Annotated in this window: 17 protein-coding genes; 9 read left to right on the top strand and 8 right to left on the bottom strand. The window is 47.9% G+C overall.

Annotation, left to right across the window (positions count from 1 at the left end; all coding sequences use genetic code 11):
* Positions 1-5: 5 nt before the first annotated feature.
* Complete coding sequence (locus AC55FS_RS03270; protein ID WP_496934637.1) at positions 6-1,121, bottom strand: hypothetical protein; 1,116 nt, start codon at positions 1,119-1,121, stop codon at positions 6-8.
* Positions 1,122-1,320: 199 nt separating this feature from the next.
* Here AC55FS_RS03270 and AC55FS_RS03265 point away from each other — a divergent pair, with 199 nt between their 5' ends.
* The 3 genes from AC55FS_RS03265 to nadN all read left to right on the top strand — a co-directional run bounded on the left by AC55FS_RS03265 (position 1,321) and on the right by nadN (position 4,700).
* On the top strand, positions 1,321-1,884 hold the full coding sequence (locus AC55FS_RS03265; RefSeq protein WP_496934636.1) for a hypothetical protein: 564 nt from the start codon (positions 1,321-1,323) through the stop codon (positions 1,882-1,884).
* On the top strand, positions 1,884-2,441 hold the full coding sequence (locus tag AC55FS_RS03260; RefSeq protein ID WP_496934635.1) for a histidine phosphatase family protein: 558 nt from the start codon (positions 1,884-1,886) through the stop codon (positions 2,439-2,441). The genes AC55FS_RS03265 and AC55FS_RS03260 overlap by 1 nt, the downstream gene beginning before the upstream one ends.
* 405 nt (positions 2,442-2,846) lie before the next feature.
* Positions 2,847-4,700, top strand: a complete 1,854-nt coding sequence (gene nadN / locus AC55FS_RS03255) for an NAD nucleotidase (protein WP_496934634.1) — start codon at positions 2,847-2,849, stop codon at positions 4,698-4,700.
* A gap of 104 nt (positions 4,701-4,804) precedes the next feature.
* On the opposite strand, the gene AC55FS_RS03250 is transcribed toward nadN, so the two are convergent.
* Complete coding sequence (locus AC55FS_RS03250) at positions 4,805-5,680, bottom strand: LysR family transcriptional regulator (RefSeq protein ID WP_496934633.1); 876 nt, start codon at positions 5,678-5,680, stop codon at positions 4,805-4,807.
* 102 nt (positions 5,681-5,782) lie between these two features.
* On the opposite strand from AC55FS_RS03250, the gene AC55FS_RS03245 reads away from it, so the two are divergent.
* Together AC55FS_RS03245 and AC55FS_RS03240 are read left to right on the top strand one after the other, a co-directional pair.
* A complete protein-coding gene (locus tag AC55FS_RS03245) occupies positions 5,783-6,277 on the top strand; it encodes a lactoylglutathione lyase family protein (RefSeq protein ID WP_496934632.1) in 495 nt (164 codons plus the stop codon).
* Positions 6,278-6,406: 129 nt separating this feature from the next.
* Positions 6,407-6,703, top strand: a complete 297-nt coding sequence (locus AC55FS_RS03240; RefSeq protein ID WP_496934631.1) for a hypothetical protein — start codon at positions 6,407-6,409, stop codon at positions 6,701-6,703.
* Between the two features lie 68 nt (positions 6,704-6,771).
* Here AC55FS_RS03240 and AC55FS_RS03235 read toward each other — a convergent pair whose 3' ends face one another.
* Both AC55FS_RS03235 and AC55FS_RS03230 read right to left on the bottom strand, forming a co-directional pair.
* Entirely contained in the window at positions 6,772-7,899 is a 1,128-nt protein-coding gene (locus tag AC55FS_RS03235; RefSeq protein ID WP_496934630.1) for a flavohemoglobin expression-modulating QEGLA motif protein, read from the bottom strand.
* Between the two features lie 46 nt (positions 7,900-7,945).
* A complete protein-coding gene (locus AC55FS_RS03230) occupies positions 7,946-8,512 on the bottom strand; it encodes a dihydrofolate reductase family protein (RefSeq protein ID WP_496934629.1) in 567 nt (188 codons plus the stop codon).
* A 56-nt stretch (positions 8,513-8,568) separates the two neighbouring features.
* Here AC55FS_RS03230 and AC55FS_RS03225 point away from each other — a divergent pair, with 56 nt between their 5' ends.
* The gene (locus AC55FS_RS03225) at positions 8,569-9,075 is read left to right on the top strand and encodes a TetR/AcrR family transcriptional regulator (RefSeq protein ID WP_496934628.1); all 507 of its coding nucleotides are present in this window, start codon (positions 8,569-8,571) and stop codon (positions 9,073-9,075) included.
* A gap of 28 nt (positions 9,076-9,103) precedes the next feature.
* Here the strand turns inward: AC55FS_RS03225 and AC55FS_RS03220 are convergent, their stop codons facing one another.
* The 3 genes from AC55FS_RS03220 to AC55FS_RS03210 are packed head-to-tail and all read right to left on the bottom strand — an operon-like array spanning position 9,104 to position 12,319.
* Positions 9,104-10,327: a porin gene (locus AC55FS_RS03220; protein ID WP_496934627.1), complete on the bottom strand. Its 1,224-nt coding sequence runs from the start codon at positions 10,325-10,327 to the stop codon at positions 9,104-9,106.
* Complete coding sequence (locus AC55FS_RS03215) at positions 10,269-11,462, bottom strand: MbnH family di-heme enzyme (protein WP_496934626.1); 1,194 nt, start codon at positions 11,460-11,462, stop codon at positions 10,269-10,271. The genes AC55FS_RS03220 and AC55FS_RS03215 overlap by 59 nt, the downstream gene beginning before the upstream one ends.
* Positions 11,462-12,319 (bottom strand): MbnP family copper-binding protein, encoded by an 858-nt coding sequence (locus AC55FS_RS03210; RefSeq protein WP_496934625.1) that lies wholly within the window; start codon positions 12,317-12,319, stop codon positions 11,462-11,464. The genes AC55FS_RS03215 and AC55FS_RS03210 overlap by 1 nt, the downstream gene beginning before the upstream one ends.
* 375 nt (positions 12,320-12,694) lie before the next feature.
* On the opposite strand from AC55FS_RS03210, the gene AC55FS_RS03205 reads away from it, so the two are divergent.
* The 3 genes from AC55FS_RS03205 to AC55FS_RS03195 all read left to right on the top strand — a co-directional run bounded on the left by AC55FS_RS03205 (position 12,695) and on the right by AC55FS_RS03195 (position 14,682).
* Complete coding sequence (locus AC55FS_RS03205) at positions 12,695-13,483, top strand: GNAT family N-acetyltransferase (RefSeq protein ID WP_496934624.1); 789 nt, start codon at positions 12,695-12,697, stop codon at positions 13,481-13,483.
* Positions 13,484-13,686: 203 nt separating this feature from the next.
* Positions 13,687-14,226, top strand: coding sequence for a GNAT family N-acetyltransferase (locus tag AC55FS_RS03200; protein WP_496934623.1), 540 nt, complete (start codon positions 13,687-13,689; stop codon positions 14,224-14,226).
* A gap of 21 nt (positions 14,227-14,247) precedes the next feature.
* The gene (locus tag AC55FS_RS03195) at positions 14,248-14,682 is read left to right on the top strand and encodes a GNAT family N-acetyltransferase (RefSeq protein WP_496934622.1); all 435 of its coding nucleotides are present in this window, start codon (positions 14,248-14,250) and stop codon (positions 14,680-14,682) included.
* A gap of 69 nt (positions 14,683-14,751) precedes the next feature.
* Here AC55FS_RS03195 and AC55FS_RS03190 read toward each other — a convergent pair whose 3' ends face one another.
* Positions 14,752-15,327 (bottom strand): GNAT family N-acetyltransferase, encoded by a 576-nt coding sequence (locus tag AC55FS_RS03190; RefSeq protein WP_496934621.1) that lies wholly within the window; start codon positions 15,325-15,327, stop codon positions 14,752-14,754.
* Between the last annotated feature and the right edge of the window lie 111 nt (positions 15,328-15,438).

The following is a 15,438-nucleotide window of genomic DNA, read 5'->3' as shown; positions in this document are numbered from 1 at the left end:
TTAGCTCAGGCCAATGGAAGTTCCGTATTCAACGCCTGGCAATAATCATCGTGTAAACGTCGAACCTTATCGGCCTTAGGATCAATCTCATTGCTGCCAAGCTGGCATACAAAGTGACAAGAGGCGTAAGCGGATGCCTTGTCATCATATTCACTAACCCAGGCCTGGCGCTGTTCCACATGTTCTGGCTTTACCGGCCAAACACCAGGTCGGGGACGCAGTCGGTCGATATTAATACGCCAAGGTTTAGGGCTGATACGGGCACGAAAGCAGCGCTGATTACGACACATCTGTACATACAGAGAGTCGGATTCCAGCTCCTGCAATAATTGCAGTGTGCGTTCGCTGGTTGGGTCAAACAGCTCATTCATACACAGCACCCGATACCCCATTGGCGTACGATAAATGCGCAAATGCAATTCCGGATGGCGCTGAGAAAATTCCTCAATGTGTAATAAACACTGCTGTTCATCCTCGGCATAACCTGCAGAATATCCAGCACAGGCACGATAGGCCTGCAAATACGAGTCGGATTGATGCTGAGCAAGACCTTCGCTTTGCTGCGACCGTTGCGTCCCACCATTGGCAGGACGTTTTTCACTACGTCGGTTAGCAGCGACCCAAGCGCCACCCACTATGGCCAAACATAAGAAAAAAGCCAAAGACAGTAACGGAAGAGGCATAGTAGGAGCCAGCCCAAAGGAGAATGCACCAACACCAATAACTACTAGTAAAAGTTGACCACCTTCAAGCCGCTTCGGGTTAGCAGAAGAGCATTTGCCATCGTCGCTCTGGAAATCAATATCGGCAAAAAATACATCGGGGGTATTTAAACATAAGGCGCCATATGAGTTCCTTGATATCACCAGATCATCGTTTTTGGATATCACTTCCTCACGAATAGGCAAACCTTCTGCACCGTTATAGGCCGTTTTCCGATCGGTTTTACGTACTGAACCAGTATTCGACAGCGCTTCCAACGCAGCAGACAAGCGCTGCTCGGCATGTTGTTTGGCTTCCTCTTCGCTATTATCAGACCAGCCTGCCCGTCGAATAGTGATTTGCCGTCTGGCTATACGAGTCGTTTTTTTCGCTTCAGACCAATAACGGGGCACAATCATGCGGGGTTCCTTATTCAAGCGGCTATGTAAGCATGTTTTCGTGTCAAGATAAGGCGTCGCAGTATACCTCAGTTGCTATCAATTCGGGCAAACCACCGGCAAGGAAAAATAGGCTATATAACTTCGGCATAATGCTGGACAAAGAAGCAGAGCTGCTGACAGAATCCTTGCTGGCAGCAGATAAGAAAGAGCATAAACCGTGAACAAATTATTGGCGCTGATTCTCGCAGCAACACTCGTAGTGTCAACCGGTTGTACCTCGGTACCACTGTCTACGATTGCCAAGATGAGTACTTTCGATTGGCAGGATTTTAATGCACTCAATGCCAGTGAACTAGAAGTTCAAATAACCATTCCACAAGGGCTCGAGTTAAATATCGACAACAGCTGGCTCGGTGTCGATATCGGATCAGACAACGATCACCATAGCGGACGCTTTTCACTTAAAGGCCTCGAGGTTGTTAAAACTTACAAAGACATTGGCTTGTTCCATGACGATGCTGCCGTCACCCGATATACGTTAGCACTGGCCGATGTTTCATTGTTGGACTTTAAACGTCTGCAAGACTATTTAAGCACACATAAAGCAAAAGATGTTGCCATACGAGTGGTGCCTAAAATCAAGCAATATCCACGCGATCTAGATAAAATCCGAATTTGGATCGATCTAAAGCTATCCCAAAAAGAAGGTTACTTTACGTTAATCGATGGTGCAGATTTATCATTAGAAAATCTTAAGAACAAACACAGCGATGATCATTGATGACTAAAATATATCTGTTACGCCACGCACAAAGCCAAGCCAATGCTAATCAAGATACGAGTCTAGCTCCCGACAGCCCTTTATCTCCATTCGGTCAGCTTCAAGCCCAGCACATTGTTCCGGCATTGAAAGCGCTAAGTTTGGATGCTGTATGGTGCTCGCCATTTCTCAGAGCTGAGCAAACTATTTATCCCTTTCTGTCGGATTCTGAGATCAAGGCACAAGTCATTCCCGCTCTAGCCGAAGGTCAGCTACTGCTTGATGCCACCATTCCTGCCGCCGAGAGCCGATTTGGGTTTGACGCTATGCCAGCCGTTGACGAGCGTCCGGAAGAGTTTATTGCCCGCATTGATGGGGTAATCAAATCCCTTCACAGCCAATCAAACAAACGTCTGCTATTGGTTTCCCACGGCCATACCATAAGGGCCTTGCTAAACCGAATAATCCAACCCAGTTGCATTGTGCGCTTTCCCCATCAAAACTGCGGCTTAAGCGCAGTGACCATACATCCTGAACTATGCATTGAGTTTATCAATCGGCCCCTCTGTAGTGATTAGCCTATCCAGTCACACACTAAAGGCTAGGAAATGTTAACACTATATCGCTCGTTGCTACTGCAAGTCAGTTCTTTCTTGAGCAAGGCAATTGACACCTTTGCTTACTATTTTTCCAATAATGTGGGACTTTTCAAAATCACATGATCGGCGACTCAAGGCCATCAATTGAGCTGATAAAGCAAAGTTAGAAAAGACCACAAATCAACATGAGATAAGACAAACAACGACGTTCAAGCGCCGCCAATCATAATCCATCCTTTATCATCAAATAAGATCAAACAGCAACCAATAAGATCGGGCAATAGGTGATAGAAGCGATGAATTAGCCATGCCGAGGCATCCATGGATTGTCATAAAAAAAACACAAGATACAATCCGCGACCTATCTAATAGCAAGGAATCAACATGCTGCCTTTCAAGTCGACACGATTGCCTCACTACCTATTACTGTCATCCATGATAGCCGCAACCGGTTGTGGATCGGATGATAACGATAGTTCAAGCACGGCCCAAAATGAGCCGCTGACACTGAATATCCTGCATATTAACGACCACCATTCTCACTTAGAGCAAGAAACTCAAACCCTGACCATTGCCGGTAAAGAGACTGAGTTCACCATTGGTGGTTTTGCCAGAGTGGCGGCCAAAATAACCGAGCGTAAGCAAAACTTGGACAATGTATTGACATTGCATGCCGGTGACGCCATTACCGGTACCCTGTATTTCTCGTCATTTGAAGGCACAGCTGATGCTGATTTGATGAATATGGTGTGCTTTGATGCCTTTGCATTGGGTAACCATGAGTTTGACCGTGGTGATGAAGGGCTGAAGTACTTCCTGGATGCCTTAAATGAGGGTAACTGCAACACGCCTGTTCTGGCAGCCAACGTGAAGCCTGCCATCGGTACACCACTGGCTCCAGAACAGGCTGATGACTATATTCAGCCGTATGTTATTAAAGAGGTCAACAATCAAAAAGTCGGTATTATCGGTATTGATATTGCCAATAAAACCAAAGGCAGCTCCAGCCCGCTGGCAACCACCGAGTTCTTTGATGAGCAAGAAACCGCACAAGCCGTGATCGATGAGCTGAAAGAGCAAGGCATTAATAAAATTATTGTTCTAAGCCATTACCAATACGCCAACGAGGTTAATCTGGCGAAAAATCTTCGTGGTGTTGATGTGATCGTCGGTGGTGATTCACATACCTTACTCGGTGATTTTTCTGCATATGGTTTGACACCCGCCGGGGAGTATCCAACTCAAGTGAGCAATGCCGACGGCGATCCTGCTTGTGTTGTGCAAGCCTGGCAATATTCTCATATCGTCGGTGAGCTGAGCATCAACTTTGATAAAGATGGCAAGGTGATTGACTGCAACGGCACCCCCCATTTGCTATTGGATCAGCCCATCGTACGCCAGGATGATAGCGATACAGACTATCAGCCCACAGGCACAGAACTCGCCGCCATTGAAGCCGCCATTGCCGCTGACCCTCAACTCAGCTTAACCGCAGCAGATGAAGCTGTTGCCAACCGCCTGGCATATTATCAGTCGCAACTGGATACTTTCCGCAATGAAGTCATAGGCAGCGCCACAGACAATCTTTGTCTGGAGCGTATTCCGGGCCAGGGACGCAGTTCATTACCAGACTGCCCTGCCAGCTCAACGGCTCAACGCGGTGGTGATATCGCCAATCTGGTTGCACAGGCGTTTCTCTATCAAAGCAAAACCGCTGATGTTGCTATTCAAAATGCCGGCGGAGTGCGAGTCGACGTCGCAAAAGGCAATATCACAATTGGCGATGCGTATACCTTATTACCTTTTTCCAACACCCTGGTGAACCTAAGCATGACAGGGGCAGAAATACGCACCGTGTTAAACCAAGCGGTCGACTTTGCTCACGATCCTAAGGGCTCCAGTGGTGGTTATCCTTATGCCGCAGGCTTACGCTGGCACGTAGATATGAACCGCCAGGCTGGCGAGCGTTTGTACGACATTGAAGTCAAAACACGTGGCAGTGACAGCTGGCGCACTCTTGAGGATAACGAAACTGTGATCGTTGTTAGCAACAGCTTTACCGCCAGTGGCCGCGACGGTTACGTTACCTTTGGCGAAGTTAGTCAAAATGGTCGGGTAGAGGATACCTTCTTAGATTACGCCCAATCCTTTGTTGACTACGTACGTCAACAGGGAACGTTGGGCAAACCATTGGCGGATGAGTATTCAACTCAGTCGTTTACGCCTGCTGCGCAATAAACAGAGCTGATGATGAGTGCCAGGAGTATAAAGACTGCTGGCACTTGTTATGCAAATAAAAAACAGAATCCATTTACCCACCACTTACCGGTCTTGTTCTGTCACTACTCAGATAAGCAGGCTCTGACTGACTGTATTAAAAACTCAATTCTAGCGACGTTAACTGAGCTTTTATTTTGTGAAAGATATATTGTCTCTGCAATAGAGTGATTAAGTTGGTGAGCGGCAATGTTTTGCTGCGCATAGAACTGTGCAACAGCCGTAGCAGGCAAGACGGTAAAACCTAAGCCGTGGGCGACGGGCTGCAATATCAAGCCGATCTGATTGCAAAAGCCACTAATCTTCAATTGAGATACCGACTCAAACTCAACAAAGTTGGCGCTTAATAACCGCCTGGCCTGATACGCACCATCGGGGTGATCTATAAAACCTAATTGCATCAGTCGCTGCCAGCTGATATCCCCTTCACTGTCGGCGGTGAGCAAGAGTAATGGCTCCTGCGCCAGCGCTTCACAGAGTAGATCAGGGTGCCGTGTTTCTTGCGTCAGCAAACCAATATCCGCATCCCCGTCTGCCAAGGCCCTTTCAACGCTGCCATTGGGGGCAAAACGATAATCAATAATAAGCCCAGGGTGCTGTTGCTGTAGCTTTAAACACTGAGGGTAAAGCTTTAAGCCGACACTGCCCGGCGACACGATGCGTACTAAGCCTTGATCATAGCGGTCCTCACACACTTGTTGTTCTAGCTGCTGCCACTGCGACAACAGCTGTCGGCCACGCTGATACAAGCGTTCCCCCTGATGAGTCAAGCGGAAGCTTTTACCCTGTCGCTGCACCAGCTTATGCCCTAGCTGCTGCTCCAGCTTATGGATATGCTGACTCACTCCCGGCTGGGTCATATGTAAACGCTGTGCCGTCTGAGTGAAATGTTGGACTTCTACCAGCGTGCAAAAGGTTTGCAGCCATAGCGGATTAATCATAACGACTTGTAATTAAATAGATGACAAATGATAATTTAACATAATAGCTTAAACAACTTAGCCTGCTCCCTCGTTAACGCCACACTAGTCACGAGGTGCAACATGACCTACCCACGGTCCTTCTCCCATATTGGCATTTCAGTACCCGACCTTAACGCCGCAGTCGATTTTTACACCCAGGTGCTGGGCTGGTATTTGATTATGCAGCCCACCACCATAGAGCAGGACAACAGTGCCATTGGCGAGATGTGCACGGATGTCTTTGGTCCTGGCTGGGGTAGTTTTCGCATCGCTCATTTATCGACTGGTGATCGTATTGGTGTGGAGCTGTTTCAATTTCCTCAACAGCAAAACCCAGCTAATAACTTTGAATACTGGAAGACGGGCATATTCCATTTTTGTGTACAAGACCCAGACGTCGAAGGTCTGGCGGAGAAAATTGTCAAAGCCGGCGGCAAGCGGCGCATGGCCAAGCCACGTTATTATTATCCCGGTGAAAAGCCCTACCGCATGATTTATATGGAAGACCCATTTGGCAATATTCTCGAAATCTATAGCCATAGCTATGAATTGATTTATAGTGCCGGGGCCTACTAGACCCCCTTGACCCAAACAAGTCTAATAAGCTTTAGCAGTGAGGGTAAAATTATCCGCATAGGCGTCCAGCTAGTCTTTTAACCTGGACTGGCGCTAAACTATGAAGACGCTTCCATCGAGGAAAACCTGATGTTCGACAATCAGCAGTCCATCAATGACTTACGCGCGGTAATGGCCATTATTGTCTCTTGCTGCAGCGCCTACTTCTGTATCGATATGCTGCTGAATGGTTTCTCGTGGACATTGTTAGTGAGCGCTATAGCAGGCTTTATTGCGGTACACCTGCTATGGCCGCCGAAACGCAACTACGATAGCGCCTGGTACGAGGCGTTGGAATGGATATTCGACCTTCCATTCCAGCTAATGGCCAAATTACTCAGGTCTGTCGGCCGCTTATTTCGCAGCGACATTGACCTTGATATTTAGCCTCGTCACTTAGCTCAGCACAAGCCAGGTAGACCTGGCTAGCACTTGCTGAAAAATCGCCGGCTGACCTACTTTATCGCATGGGCAATAAACTGCTGGATCGGATCTATTGGCGCCGGATTACTAATCGCAGGGCTGATATAACTGGGGGCTTGCAAGAAGCCTTTATCAATCAGACGTGATATCACTGGCAAGTAGTTAATCGCAGCCTTACCGGTTAACAGATGCAAAAAGTTCTGCTCCGATTCGTAGGCGTTAAGCACCTGATGGAAGCCAGACAGATAGAGATAATCTTTAGTAAAACCACCACCACGATAGACCCGTGCCGTTACCGTAAAGGCCAACTCATCGCTGGCGCCATGCTCATCCCTCAACATAGCAAAGGTGCGACAAAAATCTTTTTCATGAATCATGGAATTCACCGCCAGCACCCTTAATGCCAACACCTTTAACCGCGGCAAGGTTAAACAACCCGATAAATATTCGCACAAGATGGCCAAACCTTCTTGCGTTAAGGTATTTAGTGGACAGCCGAGCGACATCACTTTTAGTGGCTGACTGCGGGCATTTAGGGTAGTCACTAAGTGCACCCCTAGTTCATGGTGCGCCAACGCACGTAGCTCAGTGGCCGATACTTGAGCATTGCGGTTAATTTTCAAGGTGGTGCCATTGACCAGAGCATTAGCAATCATGCTGTCTTCTATACGCACCTGAAATTCATAACCATGCAGTTGAGCAAATTCTGTCAGTTGCTCCGCCATGGCATCAGCAGCAAAGACCTCTTCATTCTCTTCGGATTGGTTGGGTAAATGCAAAATGAATTGTGCATTGCGAATATCTTTATCACTCGGTTCGCCAAAGTAGCGCAAAGAGTTATACAGAAATTCGGGGCTGCCGATGGCATGAATTTGATCCAACTTATCAACATAGGAATCAATAACATCGTGATAAAGATGTGCCAGGTCATCATCACCTAATTCGTCGATAGGCAGGTTAAACAAAGCGCGCTTCTTAGCAAAACCATCGACAGCCGGTTTTTCATATTCAAATACCGGATTGGAAGCACAGTGACTGGCAAAAAATCGTTGTTTTTCGCTGGCGTAATTGATCGGCACAATCGCACCTAGAATGTCGGTTCCCTGTACCGTCTGGGCCAGGTCAGCGTCCAGTTGCGATAATTTCTTCATATCTGTCATGGCAGCTCTCATCTTGATGGCCAGCGCCATCACCGCAAATTAGTAGTTAGTGGGTCGCAGCAGTATTCCTATGGTCTGCCGTCAATTTACAATAATGCCGTTGTACTACCCCGTTACTATAAGCCTGACAGCACTGTAGCGACCAGCGCTGTAGCAAGGGGACCGATGCTGGGGAAAACAGCGGACTACCTTGTCCCAGCGTAACAGGCAAGGTAGTAACGATCAGTTCGTCTAACAAGTCTTCGGCTAAAAAACTCTGTATCAGCTGGCCGCCATCAATGTATGCGTGCTGGAATCCTCTGCATTGTAAATCGTGCATGAGCTCAGTCAGCGTCAACTGGCTGATTTCTACACTGGCAGGCATGTTATCGGGTAGTTGCACCAGGCTGCGACTCATCACGATGACGGGCTTGTCGCCATAAGGCCATTGGCCAAAGCTCATCACAGTTTCAAAGCTATTGCGCCCCATCACTAACACATCAGTGGCACCTGCAAAGACCTGATAGCCATAGTCTTCCCCGTCTAGGTTTGCGAGCTCCAACCAATCGACCCGCCCTTGATGGTCAGCGATAAAACCGTCCAGGCTGGTAGCGATAAACACTGAACATTTCATAGAAACTAGATCCGACAAATTCTACAGTGTAGAATCGTGTCACAGGAGGGGCTTTCATGGCAAGCAAACTCAGCCGCAATGACATTTTAAGAGCGACTCAAGATTATTATCTTATTCATGGCAAGATGCCCAGCATTCGCCAGCTGGGGACTGATTTGAGATGCGACCCGATGGCGATTTATTACTACTTCTCCAATAAGCAAGCTTTGCTGGAAGCCCTGTGCATCAGCTTAATGGATGGACTGCAAGTTGCTGCAAAGGGACGCTGGCAATTGCGCGTGCAGAGCTTATGTGAGCAATACCTGGACTTATTGCAGCGCTATCCAGGTTTGTTAAATATCTTGTTGGCTATGGAATCAGAAGGACCAGCACAGCATTTTATGCAGCAGCTACAGCAGCTGTTAACGCCCCACTGCCCACCAGCACAACTGCAAACCGTGCAGCATTTGATTGCTGATTATCTGCACGGAGTAGCGCTGGCACAGGAATCTCAGCCAGAGCATTGGCAAAGTATTCGCCAATCTTTTAACAAAGCTATGCCCTGGCTGCTGCAGCGGCTGTAGCAGTCGCTGCCGTTAGCCATAGGCACAACTAAAAGCGGGCACTTTGCTGCAGCAGCAATTGCCACGTCGGCAGATCATCGCCATAGGACAGTGCTTCATACCACTGCAGATGTAAGCGACTGCCCGGCCAGAGCGTACGACTGGCAGCTAAGGTCAGCACACTAGGCTGCTCATTTTGGTGATTGAGTAACGACTGCTGTAAATCACGACTATTAACCCGGGTTAAATCCACATCGCTGTCGAAAGTATCGTAACGCAACGCCAGCTGCCATTGTTGCTGTGCCGATTGCCAGCCAACCTGCAAATATTGACCCGTAGCGTTCAGCTCTAAATCGGCCTGGGCATCTAGCGGTTGACCGGCTGCACTGCTTAAGGCTCCTGTTTCACGGCGCAGTTGGTGCTCAGCCAATACAGTCCATTGGCCCGCTAACGTGTTCCAGTGTAACTTGAGTGCAAGACCACCATGTAACGTATGGCCAGAGAAAAATTCCGTCGCATTATCGCCGTGGCTATGACTGGCGCCCTCGGTGAATAATTGCAATCCGGATTGTTGTAATGAAGCCCAATAAAGGTCGGCCTTGGCAGACAGCACTAGGGTATTAAACTGACGTTGCCAACTAACCGAGGTTAATAAAGCGCCACTATTGCCCCGAGTATTTCGCTCTTGGGTGGTGAATGCGCTCGTACTGACATGCCAGTTACCGCTGGCTGCATAATGATCAAAGTCAGCGCTCACTCCGGCTTCAGAGCTTTGCCCGGCCCACATTACTTTGTACACCAGTGGCCGATCCGTGATCATCAAGGCATGACTATGACGCTGATTTAACCAACCAATATCGGGCAACATTTGGCCAACTTTTATCTTCCAGCTTTGCCATTGTGGCTGTAACCAAGCTTGTTCCAGCTCCAATTCGTCGCCGTGGTAGCCAAGACTAATTAAGCCTTTTAATGCCATCGGATCGGATAAATAAAAGTCGCGACTTACATCCAAATGCTTTAATCGCAAACCAGCCTGATCATAATGACGTTGCTGAGGCAACACCCCGCGCAGCACCGGCTCACTGGTGTCGCTATAGCTCAATAAGGTATCCAGCTGCCAGCTACCCTGACCAGTTTCCGACATCGCCGCACCATGGGCCGCTGCCAGCTGGCTGAAACCCATTCCGGTTGCCATGAGTAACCATTTGGCAAAGTTAGGCATCAGGTTGCGCTGCAAAGGGGTTAGCAAAGCGCGGATCGTTAATAAATTCATAATCGGTCAGACTGCGTAAGAAATTGATTAAGTCCTGCTTTTCTTGCTCACTGGCATTAAAGCCACTGACAAAATCACTTTTGTAAGGATTCACTCGACCGTCACCGGCATCGGCGCCGGTTTCGATAACACGACCACCGGCAGCATAAAACTCCACCACCTGCTCCAAAGTCGCGATAGAGCCGTCATGCATATAGGGAGCAGTCAACTCAATATTGCGCAAGGTCGGTGGGCGAAAAGCCCCCATATCATTCCAATCACCCGTCACTTTAAACTTACCCTGGTGATTGACTGGGTAGCTGCCATTATTATTGAGGTTATACAAACCATTGTTGAAAAATACCCGCTCGGCAAAGCGCGTATTGACGGTGACGGTAGAGCTGGAAAAGTTAAAGCCATTATGGCAATGGAAACATTCCATCTTTTCTGAGAAAAACAACTCTCGCCCACGTTGAGCTGACTCACTCAATTCACCTCGGTCAAAGGCGGAACGGTCAGACACTAAGATACGGCTAAAGGATGCCAGCGCCTTGACCACATTAACCAGAGTCACAGGCTCTGATTGCTGTGGAAACGCCTGGCTAAATAAACCTTGATAGTGTTCATCATCACGAAAGCGCTGTAACACCTCTTCTCGATTGCCATCGTTGATACCTAGTTCTACTGGATCATCCCCCGTTAGGGGAATAAACAATTGCTCTTCTAAGGTGACTAAAACAGGGCTCCACCAGGTATAACTGGCGTTATAGGCAACGTTAGTGAGTGTCTGTGAATTTAATGCCAAACGGTGGCCGGTAGAGCCTTTCGGTCTCGCTTTGGCATCGGTAAAGGCGAGCTCCTGTTTATGGCAGCTGGCACAGCTTTGTTGCTGATTGGCCGACAAACGTTGGTCGTAAAATAAATGTCGTCCTAGTTCGGCTTTGGCATCGGTCAATGGGTTATCGGCTGGAATCTTCGGCAGCACAAAGCCACCTTCGGCACTGAGTTGCAGTGCCTGGCTATCGTCCAGTGTCGTTTGCTGATCAATGGAAAAATCAGACTCGGCCTGACAGCCAGATAAAATACTGGCCATCAGAAAACACAAGGCTGGCGCCGTAATACGCCAGCCAGCTGGTGCGGTTAAAAAAGGCATCATCAACGTGAGCGTACCGTCACCCAAGTTTGACTATCACAACCGGATGCCGCGCATTGACCCGTCGTCAGGTCCAATCCCAGCGCAGAAAATACTGGGGTACAGTCGCTATCACTGGCAGAAGACATACAGCCTAAGGGCGTTTGCTCGGCATTGCTGCTGATGTCGGCGCTGTTAACCAGTGCTGCATAGTCGAAGTACACTTCGTCTTTGCTTAGATCAATATTATTAAACTCATAGGTTGGCCGATTAGGACGAGCGTTGCTGCAATCCAGATTTTCATTGTTGTCATCCAGGGTACAGCCTGTGGTACCCAAATGAATGTTCCAGCCATTCACATCCAGTCGAGCATGTTTATAGCCACCGGCCCAGCTCCAGGTCATACCGTCAATATTCAGTGGCGATAAAGCGCTGGTACGGTCGAGGTGATTGAGCTCCTCTGGCACACCGACGGTAAAGCGCAGTCGTGATACATTGCCTTTGAGCCCAGAAACCTGAGCACTGATCTGATGATTAGTCGCAGCATTACCACCACTGCAACTGCCGCTGCCATCTTCAAAGTCGAGCAAAGCGACACTGGCCTGTTGCCAATCGCTGCTATTTAACTCAACGCTCACAAAGTCGCCATCATCACTGGCCACTTGAACATTAGAAATATACAGACGAAAGTCTTTTATTTCTGGCTGAGTTTGCTGACTGCCTACCGCGGTTGTGCGCTCGCCACAGGCCATGGCTTCAGTGCCAAGACCAGCGGCAAAGTTGATGGTTACTGCCTGATTGCTGCTATCGTCACTATCGCTGTCACTGCCACATGCTGCCAAACAGGCAACGGCCAATACGGTTAAGCAGGGTTTAATCATCGTAAGTTCCTGTACTAGTCTCGCTAACACCATAAAACGAGGCAGGCCAAGCACAATCAAACCTCGTCACAATTCGGATTTTATTATGCGTATTCAATACCCAGTGTCAGCACAGCGCGACATCATGTCGCATATAGCGTAGGGAACTAATAGCGTGTAAAGGGAGTGGACCGGTGAACGGATGCGCAGTTGGAGATCTGAGCGAGCACAGCAATGGAGCAATACTGATTGATGTATCATCAAAGTAAGAACATAATCGGTATATTGTACAAGCTTTAAACCAAGAACGAATAGGTTACAAAGCTATTCCGCACTAATCCGAATCCACCTATTCTGCAAACACCTAGCCGACTCTACACCACAACGGAAGACCACGTGAGCACAAAGAAACTCAACCCTCAGCATATAATGCAACTCTATAACCAATATGAACGCCAGGTAATCGATGATGCCAATGGCATTGTAGAAATCTGCCCTGGCATCGTTCGTGTCATCTCACATCAAGCCTATGGCAGCTACATTGCGTATTTTAACTTTGCTGCCGATCAAACCGACAGTCAAATACGGCAACAGGTCGACTATTTTTCCAAACTAGGCATTGGTTTTGAGTGGAAAACCTATGCCACGGATCAACCTAGTAATATCGAATCAGCATTGCTAGCACAGGGCTTTATTGCAGAAGAGCAAGAAGCTTTTATGGTACTGGATATCGATGCCGTAGAAAGCCAGCCAGTGCACTTTGCAGGGCTGCAGCGCGTCAACGATGAGCAAGGCATCCGTGATGCCATTCAGGTACAGCAACAGGTATGGAAGCAGGACTTCGACTGGCACTACCAGCAGTTATGCGAGCAGCTGCATAAGGCACCAGAGTCAATTTCTATTTACGTGGTGTACGACTCTGGTCAACCCGTGTCTTCTGCCTGGTTAACCTTTAAAGAAAACAGTCCGTTTGCCGGTATCTGGGGCGGCAGTACTGTGCCAAGCCATCGCCGTAGAGGCCACTATTCCGCCTTGCTGCAACAACGTATCCATGAGGCCAAAAACCGTGGTAAACGCTACTTAACTATTGATGCCTCTGATATGAGCCAGCCTATTGTGGCAAAATTTGGTTTTCAGTTAATAACCCTTACTCGTGGTTATAGCTTCAGTCCTAGTGACTGTTAACACTATTTCGGTCACGCTGTTCTCAGCCATAACCTAAAAGGCTGGAGTCCGTTTTTCCTGAGTAGCGTTATTCGCTGCTTATTTAGCCCGTTAAACCACGCTCCTCATGCCTCAAAAAACTGACTCACAACAGCAGAGAGCTAAATGGTGTTAACAGGCTCTAGCTAACCACCAGGACTTGAACCAAAGTTTCAGGAGTTTTTGTGCAGATCGTAGCCGCTACAGCGCAAGATTTAGAATCATTTTTTACCTATCTTCAGCGTCAACTCAGTGACAATGCCACAGATGGCCAACCACTGTTTCAACCGCTAGCAAAAGCCCATCGTCAGCTATCAGAGACGACTCGGAATAAGTTTATCCATGGCTTCGACCATTGCTTAGGACAGTCGGGTTGGCGCAAACTTTGGTTAGCTAAAGACCAAGATGGCCATATTGTGGGCCATATAGATCTCCGGCATCATAGCGATGCCTATAAGTCTCATCGCTTATTGCTGGGTATGGGGGTTGATAAAAACGTGCGCCAGCAAGGCTTGGGCATGCGCTTACTTCAGCATGTTATTGCATTCTGCCAGCAACAGGATGGCATCGATTGGCTTGATTTAAATGTACTGTCAGATAACACACCGGCAAGAAACCTGTATCTCAAAGCCGGATTTGAGATCATAGGTGAGATGAGCGACTGTTATCGCATTGATGGTGAACAAGTTGCTGAGACCAACATGACACTGAGCACATCTCGTTAACGGCCCTGCAAGGAATACAGTTTGATCAAAGAATTAACCAATGACCTTATAGAGCCAGTATTTGCTTTAATGAAAGCCAATATGGAGCCCTACTACATCGCCAGAAACGAGCCCTGGAACGAAGAACCGATTCGCAAACACTTTCTCGCTCAGCGCGGGATCGTTCTTGAGCAAGATGGTCGCTTAAAGGGCTTTTCTTTCTATCAACTGACAGATGAGCGCCTGCATATACATACGCTACAGATTCCACCCGAGCTACAAAATAGAAATATTGGCGGTCGTTTCCTCATATGGTACCGCCAGAAAGCGAGCAGTCTTGGGCTTAAGTGTATCACCTGTGGCGTTTTCGCTAGCAACCCGGCGCGCGAGATGTATCGCCGTATTGGCTTTGAGGAAGTTGGCGAAGACAATGGCATTATCCAAATGTCGCTGCCACTGTCTACGACGGTGTCCTAAACCTTACCCAGATCCATGATCTCAATGCCTGTACCCAAACAGCATTCCAGGGCTAGTGAAAGGCAGGCCTTAGTTTTTTTGATGATCTGGGTTAATTAAACCAAAACACTTTAAATCGTGGAATCGACCTTTCCAATAGCCACTGTCGCGCCGCAAACCTTCTTCTAAAAAACCTACCTTCTTAAGCACTGATTCGGAGGCTAAATTACCCAAAACCGTGTCAGCCTGAATTCGATGAATGCCTCCACAAGGCAATCCGCCTGAAAATGCATATTGGGTTATCTTGCTAATGGCTTCCGTTGCATAACCGCGTCCCCAATAACTTGCCTTTAGATCATAGCCAATAACAGCGCTTTTCATCGGCTTTGACCAACTGTTAAAGCCGCAGGTTCCTATAAGAGCACCTTTGTCATCTAGCTGATCGTCAGCCACTAAGCGAATCGCCCAACGAATGCCTTCACCTTCCTGAAAACGTTTTTCAAACAAGTCAATCAAGTCTTTTGCTTGCGACGGTGAGCACAGCGCTGCAAGGTCATAGTAAGCGACAACATCATGATCTGAAAATAACTCAAAGATATCGTCGACATCAGCGTATGATAGACGGTCAAGGACAAGACGTTCTGTTTTTAGTACCGGAAACTCCATATAAATACCTATAATAATTAGCCTTCAATCGTGCACTAGCATCATATTATCATTATAAGCGCACGCAGTCTTACTGCTGCACCATCGACCACCATCTGTGCTCGAGTTGCA

The organism is Bacterioplanes sp. CLAM21 (assembly GCF_059641015.1).
This window is presented reverse-complemented; position numbering and strand designations above follow the sequence as displayed.

Coding starts and splice junctions, on each gene's coding strand:
- AC55FS_RS03225 (WP_496934628.1), top strand. CDS start 8,569: ATGGCAAGCAAACTCAGCCGCAATGACATTTTAAGAGCGACTCAAGAT.
- AC55FS_RS03210 (WP_496934625.1), bottom strand. CDS start 12,319: ATGATTAAACCCTGCTTAACCGTATTGGCCGTTGCCTGTTTGGCAGCA.
- AC55FS_RS03220 (WP_496934627.1), bottom strand. CDS start 10,327: ATGAATTTATTAACGATCCGCGCTTTGCTAACCCCTTTGCAGCGCAAC.
- AC55FS_RS03270 (WP_496934637.1), bottom strand. CDS start 1,121: ATGATTGTGCCCCGTTATTGGTCTGAAGCGAAAAAAACGACTCGTATA.
- AC55FS_RS03235 (WP_496934630.1), bottom strand. CDS start 7,899: ATGACAGATATGAAGAAATTATCGCAACTGGACGCTGACCTGGCCCAG.
- AC55FS_RS03260 (WP_496934635.1), top strand. CDS start 1,884: ATGACTAAAATATATCTGTTACGCCACGCACAAAGCCAAGCCAATGCT.
- AC55FS_RS03245 (WP_496934632.1), top strand. CDS start 5,783: ATGACCTACCCACGGTCCTTCTCCCATATTGGCATTTCAGTACCCGAC.
- AC55FS_RS03250 (WP_496934633.1), bottom strand. CDS start 5,680: ATGATTAATCCGCTATGGCTGCAAACCTTTTGCACGCTGGTAGAAGTC.
- AC55FS_RS03190 (WP_496934621.1), bottom strand. CDS start 15,327: ATGGAGTTTCCGGTACTAAAAACAGAACGTCTTGTCCTTGACCGTCTA.
- AC55FS_RS03215 (WP_496934626.1), bottom strand. CDS start 11,462: ATGATGCCTTTTTTAACCGCACCAGCTGGCTGGCGTATTACGGCGCCA.
- nadN (WP_496934634.1), top strand. CDS start 2,847: ATGCTGCCTTTCAAGTCGACACGATTGCCTCACTACCTATTACTGTCA.
- AC55FS_RS03230 (WP_496934629.1), bottom strand. CDS start 8,512: ATGAAATGTTCAGTGTTTATCGCTACCAGCCTGGACGGTTTTATCGCT.
- AC55FS_RS03240 (WP_496934631.1), top strand. CDS start 6,407: ATGTTCGACAATCAGCAGTCCATCAATGACTTACGCGCGGTAATGGCC.